Annotated in this window: 12 protein-coding genes; 5 read left to right on the top strand and 7 right to left on the bottom strand. The window is 55.9% G+C overall.

What is annotated here, in order from left to right; genetic code table 11:
- Positions 1-161 precede the first annotated feature (161 nt).
- The 3 genes from ABWO67_RS16165 to ABWO67_RS16155 all read right to left on the bottom strand — a co-directional run bounded on the left by ABWO67_RS16165 (position 162) and on the right by ABWO67_RS16155 (position 3,512).
- Positions 162-1,307: a TGL-type protein-glutamine gamma-glutamyltransferase gene (locus ABWO67_RS16165; protein WP_353153359.1), complete on the bottom strand. Its 1,146-nt coding sequence runs from the start codon at positions 1,305-1,307 to the stop codon at positions 162-164.
- 99 nt (positions 1,308-1,406) lie between these two features.
- Positions 1,407-2,348 carry an N-carbamoyl-D-amino-acid hydrolase gene (locus ABWO67_RS16160; protein WP_353153357.1) on the bottom strand — a complete coding sequence of 314 codons (942 nt, stop codon included), beginning with the start codon at positions 2,346-2,348 and terminating at the stop codon, positions 1,407-1,409.
- A gap of 195 nt (positions 2,349-2,543) precedes the next feature.
- Entirely contained in the window at positions 2,544-3,512 is a 969-nt protein-coding gene (locus ABWO67_RS16155; protein ID WP_353153355.1) for a LysR family transcriptional regulator, read from the bottom strand.
- A gap of 97 nt (positions 3,513-3,609) precedes the next feature.
- On the opposite strand from ABWO67_RS16155, the gene ABWO67_RS16150 reads away from it, so the two are divergent.
- Both ABWO67_RS16150 and ABWO67_RS16145 read left to right on the top strand, forming a co-directional pair.
- The gene (locus ABWO67_RS16150) at positions 3,610-4,593 is read left to right on the top strand and encodes a Bug family tripartite tricarboxylate transporter substrate binding protein (RefSeq protein ID WP_353153353.1); all 984 of its coding nucleotides are present in this window, start codon (positions 3,610-3,612) and stop codon (positions 4,591-4,593) included.
- Positions 4,594-4,609: 16 nt separating this feature from the next.
- Positions 4,610-6,058 (top strand): N-acyl-D-amino-acid deacylase family protein, encoded by a 1,449-nt coding sequence (locus ABWO67_RS16145; protein WP_353153351.1) that lies wholly within the window; start codon positions 4,610-4,612, stop codon positions 6,056-6,058.
- A 51-nt stretch (positions 6,059-6,109) separates the two neighbouring features.
- Here the strand turns inward: ABWO67_RS16145 and cuyB are convergent, their stop codons facing one another.
- The 3 genes from cuyB to ABWO67_RS16130 all read right to left on the bottom strand — a co-directional run bounded on the left by cuyB (position 6,110) and on the right by ABWO67_RS16130 (position 8,406).
- Complete coding sequence (gene cuyB / locus ABWO67_RS16140) at positions 6,110-6,877, bottom strand: cysteate racemase (protein ID WP_353153361.1); 768 nt, start codon at positions 6,875-6,877, stop codon at positions 6,110-6,112.
- Positions 6,878-7,149: 272 nt separating this feature from the next.
- The gene (locus tag ABWO67_RS16135; RefSeq protein WP_353153349.1) at positions 7,150-7,977 is read right to left on the bottom strand and encodes an isocitrate lyase/PEP mutase family protein; all 828 of its coding nucleotides are present in this window, start codon (positions 7,975-7,977) and stop codon (positions 7,150-7,152) included.
- A 75-nt stretch (positions 7,978-8,052) separates the two neighbouring features.
- Positions 8,053-8,406, bottom strand: a complete 354-nt coding sequence (locus ABWO67_RS16130; protein WP_353153347.1) for a RidA family protein — start codon at positions 8,404-8,406, stop codon at positions 8,053-8,055.
- Between the two features lie 129 nt (positions 8,407-8,535).
- Between ABWO67_RS16130 and ABWO67_RS16125 the strand changes: the two genes are divergently transcribed.
- From ABWO67_RS16125 to ABWO67_RS16115, 3 genes are all read left to right on the top strand, one after another.
- The gene (locus tag ABWO67_RS16125; RefSeq protein ID WP_353153345.1) at positions 8,536-8,979 is read left to right on the top strand and encodes a universal stress protein; all 444 of its coding nucleotides are present in this window, start codon (positions 8,536-8,538) and stop codon (positions 8,977-8,979) included.
- A 14-nt stretch (positions 8,980-8,993) separates the two neighbouring features.
- On the top strand, positions 8,994-9,572 hold the full coding sequence (locus ABWO67_RS16120; RefSeq protein ID WP_353153343.1) for a P-loop nucleotide/nucleoside kinase family protein: 579 nt from the start codon (positions 8,994-8,996) through the stop codon (positions 9,570-9,572).
- Positions 9,573-9,638: 66 nt separating this feature from the next.
- Positions 9,639-11,267 carry an MFS transporter gene (locus ABWO67_RS16115; RefSeq protein WP_353153341.1) on the top strand — a complete coding sequence of 543 codons (1,629 nt, stop codon included), beginning with the start codon at positions 9,639-9,641 and terminating at the stop codon, positions 11,265-11,267.
- 39 nt (positions 11,268-11,306) lie between these two features.
- Here ABWO67_RS16115 and ABWO67_RS16110 read toward each other — a convergent pair.
- The coding region (locus ABWO67_RS16110; RefSeq protein WP_353153339.1) for a tellurite resistance TerB family protein at positions 11,307-11,867 on the bottom strand (561 nt) is incomplete at its 5' end.

Raw genomic sequence — 11,867 nt, 5'->3', positions numbered from 1 at the left:
GCCGTGCCGGACTGGCCTCACCCACCCCGGACAACGTCATCAGAGTCTTGCAACCTCACCAGAGCCTGGCACCGTCACCAGAGCGAGACAACGGCGCGAAAGCACCATGATGCATGCAAAGCCTCATGCATATGCCGTAAAACAATTGATCCGAAAATGCACTAGCCTGGAAACACCAGTTCGCACGTACCGGCACACACCCGCCGCGCGCATTCCCGAGTAGTATCGATACAGCCCCCGTCACGATATACACCGCCGGGGTCACGCAAACGCAACATCCGCGCCACAATACGGTCGACCTCCGCCTCGTCCTGCAACGACTGCGCAACGTGCTCATCGACCACAGCGTCATCCATCAGCAACTTGCCATCGCCATTGCGATACGTAGCGTTGCGCCAGTGGAAAAGCTCGACACACTTTGAACGCAAGGTGAAAGGCTGATCGCGCTTCCAGAAGTTGGTGAATAAACCGTCCCCCAGGTAAAACACCCAGGAGCCTTCGTAGCCTTCGACATTGGAAGAAGGCTCGTCGGGATTACGAAACCACAACCGGTCGCCCGGCACATAATATTTGGGCGGCAAGGGCTCGGCCATGGAGCCATACTCATGCAGGAAAACATCATGAAACTGCCCCGACATAATGGCGCGCGTTTCCCATTGCTGTTGCAGTTGGGCCAAGACTGAGGCATTGCACTCCGCCAATTCCTGCGCAATGCTTAGCAACAGCACATATTCCGTCGCCCGGTAGCAGGAAAACGAATACAGCTTCCCGGAACGGTCTGGTTGGGTGGTTTTTTGCAAAGCCTCAATCAGCGGCTTGCCAGGCTTAAGCGTAAAACCGCGTGCCAGGTCATAAACCCAGTAATCCTCGGGACGCTCGGCATGTTCGGTGTCGAACGCCAACGCCGTGCGGCGGGCATTCTGAACAATGTTTTTTCGTATGCGGACGGCTGACATCAGCTCGTCGCAAGAGGGAAAGAGGAAAGGCGCCGGACTGGCCAGCATGGCCAGCACAATTTCGCGCTCGAGATCCTCTGACACGCCATGCGTGTCCAGCCCCATCTTCTGGCATAGCTGCGTCGTATCGCAGCCAGGCGCGAAATCACGCATGAAGGCTTCGTTTACCGTGAACTGGCTGAAGGGCGTGCCATGACTGCTTTCGCCGCTGCTTTGCACAAATCGGTCAAGACCAAGGCTTTTCAAATACGCCGAAAAGCGCTGTCGCCCGGCCCCGCCGTCGTGCTGCGTTTCACCGGAAAGCCGGATTCCCCAAAGACGCAGCTCGGAGGGATGATTTACCACGTTCATTAGCGAACTCCTCTCAGGGAGGTACGGACATCGGTCGATAGGGAAGCGCAATATTACCCTGAAGTGGCTATGTTTTGTGTCGGCCGCCCCATCAAATAGTTACCGCTCCAGCGGTTCGCCCGGCCCGACTCTGTCAACAATGAGTTGGTAATGTTCGGGGCGACGGTGGCGAGCAAAGTCGAATACGTTCTTTCTAAACACCGCTGCCAAATCCAGGTCTGCATTGAACGTAATGACTTCGTCATCTTCGGTGCTGGCCTGGGCCACGATCTCGCCCGTGGGCGCGACAATCACGGATCCGCCTATCATGTGATGGCCATCCTCATACCCGCACTTTGCAGCGGCAGCAGCCCAAACACAATTTTGATACGCACTGGCTTGCAGGGTGATCAGGTGATGGTGCATTCTAAGATGCACAGGTTCGGGCCAGTGGATGTTTTGCGAGGGTGTGTTGTAGCCCAGCACGACCACTTCAGCGCTTTGCAAAGACATGACGCGCCAGGTTTCAGGCCATCGCCGGTCATTACATAAACACATGCCCATTTTGGTTTGCTCTACGTTCCATACGCCGAACGTCTCATTGCCGACATTGAAGTATTTTTTCTCCAGATGCTGGAACGGCGCATCGGGCTTGTGATCATCGTGACCCGGCAGGTGGATCTTGCGATATTTGCCTATGATTCTGGCTGATTTATCGACCAGAATGGAAGCGTTGAATCGCTGGCCGTCAGGTGTCAGCTCGGCGTAGCCCAGATAAAATCCTATGCCCAATTTCCTGGCTTCGTCGAATAGCGGCTGTACCGCGCTATTTGGCATGGCCGCTTCAAAATAACGCTGCTCGGCGTCTTCCATCGACATCCAGTAGCGGGGAAAGAAAGTCGTCAGCGCCAGTTCTGGGAAAACAACAAAATCGGATTTTCGGCTATGCGCTTCGCGCATCATCTCGATCAATCGATTTACGACGCTTGCGCGATCATCGGCAAGGTTGACCGGCCCCATTTGCGCAACGGCCAAGCCCAGTTTTCGGTGAGATGCAGTCATGACAACTTCCATTGGTTATATAAATAAAACCAAAGCATGCCAATAACCACTCACAGCGTAAACTCCGCCAGCGCTGGCGTCGCAATCACGCCAACAAGACACTTGATTGCCGCAAACCCTCGGCCCCGTTGGACTTCCTCGTGTTTCCTCCCCCTTTCAAGACCGGGGACGATAGCCCCTGGTTATGGGCCAGGATCAAAGTTTGATGGACTCTTCATCAATGACCTTTTTGACAGCGGCAAGCATGCGCCGCCCAAGCAAAGGCAAAGGCTCAACATTGGAATAGGTTGCCCATATGGTTAAGTCCATGCCTGGCGCAATAGGCTTTACCTCCAGATGAGGCAGCGTTTCCATAGACAGGCTCCACATATCGACCAGAGCCAGGCCCAAGCCCTGCCTTACACAGGAAACAGCCATTGATGGCGAATGAACCTCGATCGTTGACCGCGGTAATGGGGCATCGCCGAAAAAGCGACTTAACGCACGCCCCGCGGGGGCATCCGCCGGATAGCCTATCCACTGAAATTCGGTCACATCGTGCGGACTGACAATGTCCAGCTTTTGCAAGGCATGTCCTTTGGGTGCAATACATACAACGGGCACCGAACCCAACGCCACCGAAGTCAAGGAAGGATTGTCTGAAGACTGCAGCGAGATGCCGAGGTGAGCGCGTCCAGCCAGAAAATGCCCCACCATTTGATCGAATGTTGCATTGCGAAAATCCACCTGGGCGCGCGGACTTTTCGCATAAAGATGTGCCAGCGCGCTAGGAATCATCCTCTGCCCGAAGGTCGCGCTGCTTACCAGCTTAAGTGCTCCGAAGCCGGTTTCGCCCAGACTGATGGCCAGATCATTGACCGACTGAATGCCCTCGTAGATTTGCTCAACTTCCCTGAACAGGCGAGTCGCTTCGGGCGTGGCGACCAGCCGGGTTTTGACACGATCAAACAGTTGGTAGCCAAGGCGGCTTTCCGTCAGTGCCAGGACTCGGCTGATTGCCGGCTGTGAGACATGCAGCATACGCCCTGCGGCACTGATAGACCCGGTCACCATAATGGCCCGGAACACCTCGATCTGCCTCAGGCTTAGTGGTGTTCGATGCGTTTTTCCAAGCAAGTCAGGCGCTTCCAACACTGTGGAATCTGGCGCAGGAGAGTCGGGCATCAATACCTCAACGTTATGGGTTAAGTACATTTTTCTATGCATGTATTGTACGAATACAGTGATAGTTTGTAGCCTTTACGGATAAAAGGAGAAGAACATGCGCACCGTCTCGATGTTCAAGAATATCGCAATCATCGCCATGAGCCTGGGAATGGTTCCCGCCGCATTCGCGCAAGACCAATATCCCGACAAGCCGATCAAGTTTGTTGTGCCGTCCGCGGCAGGCGGTTCTCCGGACGTATTGTCCCGCGTGATTGCCAATGCGATGTCAAAAAATCTTGAGCAGTCCATGGTAGTGGAAAACAAACCGGGCGCCGCAGGTAATATTGGCATTGTCCAGCTGATGAAAGCCCCCGCCAATGGCTACACCATCGGCTACGGCAACATCAATACCTTGTCGGTGAACCAGGCACTGTTCAATCACTTGCCTTACAACGTAGATAAAGACTTGGCGCCAATTGGTCAGATGTTCAGTATCTATAACGTCCTTATTGTTCCTGCAGACTCGCCTGTAAAAACGGTGGCGGATCTGGTCGCAAAAGCCAAGCAGAACCCGGGCAAACTGTCCTACGGCGCCTCTGGTGTAGGAACGACGGGTCACATGGGCGGCGAACTGTTCGCAAACCTGGCCAAGATAGATGCCTTGTTCGTCCCTTATAACAGCGGCCCCGCCGCCATGCAGGATTTGATAGGCGGCCGCATTGATTACATGTTTTCCAATTCGTCCGAAGCCATACCGCTTATTCAAGCCGGCAAGGTGCGTCCATTAGGTGTCAGCAGTAGCAAACGCCTGACATTGCTGCCCGATGTTCCCACCGTCGCCGAAGCGGGCATAAAGGGTTATGAAACCGTCTCATGGGGTGGCCTGGTCGCACCGGCAGGCACACCTGCCGACGTCATTGCCACGTTAAGCAAGTCTCTGGAACAAGCATTGCAAGATGCGGATGTCAAAAAATCGCTGGCCACCTTCGGCGCCGATGCGTCTTACAGCACGCCCACCGACTTCAAAGTCTTGATAGACAGCGAAGCAAAAAAATGGGCAGCGATTATTAAAGACGCCGGCATCGCGAAGCTGGACTGATAAGATGAACGCAGGTATGCCAACAAGTTTCATTATTTCAGGCGCAACACTGGTCGATGGATCGGGCGGCGCACGCTTTCAAGCCGATGTCGCCGTTTCAGATGGCGTCATTGCAGAGATAGGCCAGCTCGACAAAGGAGATGGACAGCGAGTTAAACAGGCCGACGGTTTAATGTTGACGCCTGGCTTTATCGACTCTCACACTCACGATGATGGCTACTTGCTGGTTCATCCCGACATGAAGCCCAAAGTCTCGCAAGGCATCACGACGGTCGTCACAGGCAACTGTGGCATCAGCCTGGCGCCGTTGCCTTCGAACGGCGTGATTCCACAACCGCTGGACCTGCTGGGCCCCCAAGCGCTTTTCCATTTCAAGACGTTTGCCAGCTGGATAGCGCAACTGCGTGAAACGCCTGCCGCAGTCAATGTCATTCCCTTAGTCGGCCATACGACCTTACGTGTCGCCAGTATGGCCGACACCGGACGCGCGGCAAGCCCATCCGAGATCGAAGCCATGCAGCAATTGCTGGCCGAAGCCCTGGACGCCGGGGCATTTGGCATGTCCACCGGCACCTTTTATCCGCCTGCATCCCATGCGCCGACGAGTGAAATCATTCAGGTCGGCGCGCCAATGAAACAGCGTGGCGGCCTATACGCAACGCACTTGCGCGACGAAGCCGACCACATCGTACCGGCGATAGAAGAAGCATTGGAGATCGGCCGGGCCCTGGATAGCCTGGTGGTTTTCTCGCACCATAAATTGGCGGGTAGCAAGAACCACGGGCGCTCTGCTGAAACCTTGAAAATAATCGAAGAGGCGAACGACCACCAACCCGTTTGCATCGACTGCCACCCCTACCCCGCCACATCCACCATGTTGCGCCTGGATAGAATACTGATCGCCAAACGCACCATGGTTACCTGGTCGACAGGCTATCCAGAAGCCGCAGGGCGCGATTTTTCCGAAGTCATGCAAGAACTGGGGCTGGACGAACAAGGGACCATGGACCGCTTGATGCCTGCCGGGGCCATCTATTTTCTGATGCATGAATCCGATGTGTCCAGAATCATGGCGCATCCGTTAACCATGGTCGGCTCTGACGGCTTACCCTTCGACTCGCATCCACATCCTCGTCAATGGGGCACCTTTACCCGTGTGCTGCGAGCCATGGTGCGCGAACAGAACATCATGACGCTAGAGCAAGCCATCCACAAAATGACGGGCCTGGCCGCCAAGAATTACGGATTGACGCAGCGCGGCTTGCTGCGGCAAGGCTATTTTGCCGACATGGTTCTGCTTAATGAAAATGAAGTCGCTGATCAGGCAAGCTTTGACGCCCCCATACAAACAAGCCAAGGCATCTGCGATGTATGGGTAAACGGCGAACATGTCTGGAACGGCATCGAAGCTACTGGGAACCGGCCTGGCCGGATTCTTAGCCGGGCATCCTTTAATCGGACTTGAGGCTGGCGGCCCGGCATAGCGGCAAGTTGCCGGGCCGCCAGACCGTTACGCTTACGCCAGCGCCACTTCGGGCTCCTTGGCCCATGCGAAGTGTTCCAGGACGGCCAGCGCCAGCGCGTCGATAGAGTCTGTCAGCACCAGGCCGAATTCGCGCCGGCGATGGTGGGGCACGGCCAACGGTAGTTCCGTACAACCCAGAACAACGGCTACCGCTCCTCGCCGCTCCAGTGCAGCAATGCCCTCCGCAGCCGGGGCGAATGCGGCCTCGACCAGATTGGCTTTCACTGCGGCGATTGACCTCACGCAGCATTGCTCGATTTCGGCTGCGGTCGGAACGAGCGGTTCGTAGCCAGCGCGAAGCAGATAGTGCTGATAAAGGTTCAACTCAAGCGTAGCGGGCGTACCCATGACGCCTATTTTGCCTTCATGAATGCCCTGGCGCCGAAGATCCTGGATCACCGACTCCACGATGTGCAACACGGGCACAGCCACTTCGCCTTGCAACGCGTCGAACCATAAATGCGCCGTATTGCAGGGAATGGCAATGCAATCCACCCCGGACCGCGCCAGAAACTGCATCCCTTCTATCATCGCGGGCAAAGGATCCATGCCACCGCGCAATCGGGATGCCGATCGGTCGGGTATACGGGGGTCGTTACGCAACAAGACAGGGATATGTTCTTGATCGGTACGCGCGGGCGTCAACTGGGCAAGGCGATATGCGAACGAGGCGCCAGCCAGCGGGCCCATGCCGCCCAAGACGCCCAAATAACTTTTCCCCCGCACCGGGACAGTGCGGGTTTCCAACAGTGCTTCCATTTCAGTATCCATGTCGTCGGCAAGCGTATTAATGCGCACCTTAGAGATTGCCTGCCACCTGCGCATTAAACAGCATGCGCGTATGCAAGCATCCCTGCAACCTGCCCATCAACCCCATAAAACGCCTGGAATAGGCTGTACATAAACAGATAAACCCATGATACGGAACGGAAAAATATTTTTTTATAAAATTTTTGCGAAACAATGCATAACAGCAACTTATAAGCAGTGTTCAAATAATGATGGACTCCCATGCATCGCGATGCACCCTATCATTCAGCGCCGAATATTCGGCTAATTTCTTGATAAGGTATAGCGTCGTCAACAAAGCTGAACGTACCGTGCTCGCGCATTTCCTTGCCCGCGCGAACAAACGCCCCCAATGCCGCACGGCTAAGCGCGCTGCCTACGCTTACCCTTTTCACACCGACGCTGCTCAGCTCGGCCAACGTCAGGTTTATACCTGCCGAACCCATTAATATATTGACCGGGCGATCAACAGAACTGACAACGGCAGCGATATCGGCCTTGCTTGTCAGGCCCGGCGCATACAGCACATCAGCTCCCGCCTCTTGATATGCCTGCAAGCGCCTGATGGTATCGGCCAGGTCGGGCCGGCCATGCAAGTAATTTTCGGCGCGCGCTGTCAATGTGAAGGTGAAGGGCAAAGCCCGCGCTGCCTCGACGGCGGCCTGCACACGCTCGACAGCCAGGCCCAAATCGTAAATAGGATCATCGGGCCGAGTACTGGCATCTTCGATAGAGCCGCCCACTATCCCGGTGGCCGCCGCCAAACGTATCGTGTCCGCCACGGTAACCGGGTCATCGGCAAAGCCGTTTTCAAGGTCGGCACTAACCGGCAAATCAGTAGCGCCGGCGATTTGCGCCACATGGGCCAACATAGGGTCGCGGCCCACACGAAAATCCGGCACGCCCATGGAGAAAGCGTAACCCGCGCTTGTGGTGGCCAGTGCCTGAAATCCCAGATGTGCCAACAGCTTTGCAGTACCGACATCCCAGGGGTTGGGGATAATGAAAGCCTGCGCCCCTGCGTGCAACGCACTAAAAGCCCGCCCTTTTTCCGCTTGCGTAGTAGTCATATCGCCCCTATCGTTGTCTATGGCCCGGAAGTCAAAAAATGGCTGGCGGCCTTTGATGCTAGCTTAACAATAGCATTACGCTGCAGCGCTGACGATAATTTCTACCAGCAGCTCTGGCGCAGCCAGTTTGGCTTCACATGTTGCGCGAGTCGGCATATTGGCTTTGTCGGCCCATTCGTTCCAGACTTCGTTCATGCCGCCAAAATCGCGGTCGATGTCTTTAAGCCAAATTTGCACAGTCAACAGCCTCGACTTATCGGTGCCGACGCTGGCAAGATAGCCATCAATCTTTTTCAACGTATCGCGTGTCTGCACCTTGATGTCGGCGGCCCGATCGCTTGACGTCACACCAGCCACGTAGACTACGCCGGCATGTTTAACAACACGGCTCAAACGCTCATTGCTCTCGAAACGTTGAATTTCAGACATTTATCGTTCTCCTTAAGAGGGTAAGAAGTGATCGACAGATCACATAAGGCACTTTAGTCCGAATTAGCAGACAACTTCCCTTACTGCGTCTATCATAAGGACGTTACTTACAAAAAGCGGAGGCTAACCATGTATAAACGTATTCTGGTTGCAACGGACGGTTCCGAACTGTCGGCCAAAGCAGTAGACAGCGCCCTGAACTTTGCACAATTGGCTAACGCAGAGTTGATTGCCCTTAACGTCATAGCTCCCGTTGCCGTCAGCTACTGGGAGGGCACGCCACGCAGCCAAATGCATGACTCTACTGCCGCAAACGATGCCCACAGTCAGGCTGGCCAGGCCATTGTGCATGCCGTCAAAGAGCTAGGCAAACAGAAAGGCATCAACACACAAGCCATTACAATCAAATCAGACTTGGTAGCCGAAAGCATCATTGCCGCGGCCCAAGAATATGAATGCGAACTGATTGTCATGGCATCACACGGCCGCCGCGGCATTAACAGGATGTTGATGGGCAACGAAACACTCAATGTGCTGACTCATTCCAAAATCCCCGTATTGGTGCTGCGCTAACAAGTTATCTACACATGAATCACCCCACTGCCCTTTTCATCCTGGGCCATGCCGGAACCGGTAAGTCATTTATCACTACTCATTTCATCGAGCGGCAGCAGGAAAAAGGGCGTGCCTGGTGCGTACTGGACAAGGACGTGGTCAGCGAGCGCTGGTCGGGTCCTTTTTTGCAGGCGCTGGGGCAGGCTCCCGACGACCGGGATAGCCCTCTGTTCAAAGAAAAAGTGCGCGATCTGGAATACTTGAGCACACTTCGCATTGGCCAAGACCAGCTCGAATTAGGACTGAATGTGGTGTTTCCCGGCCCATGGAGCCGCGAACTGGCTTCATCCGCACTATTTTCGACCGAAGCGCTGGGACTTCCCCCCACAATACATTTGCGTCATGTCTGGCTGGAACTGCCGTTGACGGTTCGCAAGGATCGTATTGTCCGCAGAGCCGACCCACGAGATCAGTGGAAACTTGATCACTGGGAAGCCTATGCCAACGCCTTGCAACGACCCGCCGCAGTTCAAGATGGCCGCGTACCCGTCATGGACGCCAGCCTGCCTCTCATTGAACAAATCCAGACACTAGAGGCCTTGATTCGGTAACATACGCTATATCTGACTAGCGATTCGCTCCAGATTTCCCACTTAGCACGCACAAGAGGTTTCCAGATGCCCCAAAGAGCATCGCCATTAGCCCCCTTTAGACACGCCACTTTCCGCGCGCTATGGACTGCCACGCTGGCCTCCAATCTTGGCGGCCTGATTCAGATGGTTGGGGCAGGCTGGCTGATGACCACCATTTCCGATTCCAACGACATGGTGGCCCTTGTGCAAGCGGCCACTACTCTGCCAATCATGATTTTTTCACTGGCAGCAGGGGCCTTGGCGGATAGTTTCGACCGCCGCAACATCATGCTCACCGCCCAGATCGCGATGATGGTGGTATCAGCCGGCTTGGCCATCTTCGCAGTCACCGGGCTGCTTACACCGTGGTGGCTGCTGACGTTCACTTTCCTTATCGGCTGCGGCACCGCGCTGCACAACCCCTCCTGGCAAGCCTCGATGGGCGACATTGTTCCCCGCGAGGATCTGCCTGGCGCGGTCACGCTTAACAGTGTCAGCTACAACCTGATGCGCAGCCTGGGGCCCGCCGTCGGCGGTCTCATTGTCGCGCTAGCAGGCGCGGCGACCGCGTTTGCCTTGAATGCGGTCAGCTACATCGCCCTGATCATCGCGCTGATACGCTGGAAACCACAGCGCGTACCGTCAACCTTGCCGCGCGAAGCATTCGGCAGCGCCATTTCAGCGGGGCTGCGCTATATCGCCATGTCTCCCAACCTGTTGAAGGTGCTGTTCCGAGGATTCGCGTTCGGGCTTGCAGCCGTTTCAGTGCTGGCGCTATTGCCGGTGGTCGCGCGCGACCTGGTCGAAGGCGGCGCTTTTACCTACGGCATCATGTTGGGTTGTTTCGGGGCCGGCGCCATCATCGGCGCGGTGCTTAATCCGCGGCTGCGCGAAAGCCTGCGCAACGAAACCATCGTGCGCGCCGCTTTCATTGGCTCGGCGCTAAGCGTGGTCTTGCTGGCGTTAAGCCGCGATATGTGGCTTAGTTGCCTGGCCTTATTTCCCGCCGGCGCCTGCTGGGTGATCACGCTGTCGCTCTTTAACGTCACAGTGCAGCTATCAACGCCACGCTGGGTCGTCGGGCGAGCTTTATCGCTTTACCAGACGGCAACCTTCGGCGGCATGGCAATGGGCAGCTGGCTGTGGGGCGTGACGGCCGACGCCTATGGGCCGGACAAAGCACTCATGGCATCAGGTGTCGTGCTGGTTTTGGGTGCAATAGTAGGCTTGCGCTTCGCCTTGCCGGAATTCGGCGCATTGAACCTGGACCCTCTGGACAGCTTTAGCGAGCCCACGCTGCGCCTGGATCTGCGTTCACGCAGCGGTCCCATCATGGTCATGGTGGACTACGACATTGCACAAAAGGATGTTCAAGCATTCCTGGCTGTCATGTCCGACCGCCGCCGCATACGTATCCGTGATGGCGCACGCCAATGGGCACTGTTGCGCGACCTGGAAAGCCCCAGAATCTGGACTGAAACGTATCACGTGGCCACCTGGGTGGAATATGTTCGCCACAACCAGCGGCGCACCCAGGCCGACGCGGAAGTATCCGACCGGTTACGCGCGCTGCACCGGGGCGACGAACCGCCCCGCGTCCACCGCATGATCGAACGCCAGACCGTACCCATACGCGACGACATGCCCATCAAAGAACAGGTAGAAATGCATTAAGCGCTATAACTGCTGCAATCGGTTCATGCGCGAATGGGGCTATGCCAGGTTTTTAAGCCTGGCTTCAAGATCCGCTTTCAGGGTTGGATCCAATTTCAAATTGCGCGCCAGCTCATCAAGGTAGGCACGCTCCATAAAGCTTTCTTCATCGATAACCAACAAGCTGGCAAGATACACTTCCGCAGCAAGCTCTGGACTTGTCGCCAAGGCAGCCACTTGAGACGGGTCGGCAGGCTTGGCCAGCTCTGCATCGAACCACGCACGATCCGATGAATCGCTGGAAAGCTTCACAACCTCGCTTTCCATAAGCTGCCTTTCTTCTGCACCAATATGACCGTCGGCCTTGGCCGCCGCGATCATGGCCGACAAAACGACTTTGCTATGCTGTTCGATACCAGGTGCTGGCAAGCCAAGAACCGGTTGAGCTGCAGGCTGAGATACTGGCTGACCCTGCGCAGCAGCGGCACCCTGCTTGCTTTGCCAGTCCTGGTAAACCTTCAGGCCCAAGGCGCCTAACGCAGCCGCCCCGCCATAAGCCCCCACTTTGCCGCCCATTTTTCGGAATTTCTTGTTGCCCAGCAACAGCCCCAATACACCGCC

It is taken from the genome of Pollutimonas bauzanensis (genome assembly GCF_040393045.1).
GTDB lineage: Bacteria > Pseudomonadota > Gammaproteobacteria > Burkholderiales > Burkholderiaceae_B > Pollutimonas > Pollutimonas bauzanensis_A.
Note: the sequence above shows the minus strand (reverse complement) of the source record. Positions and strands in the feature narration are given on the sequence as shown.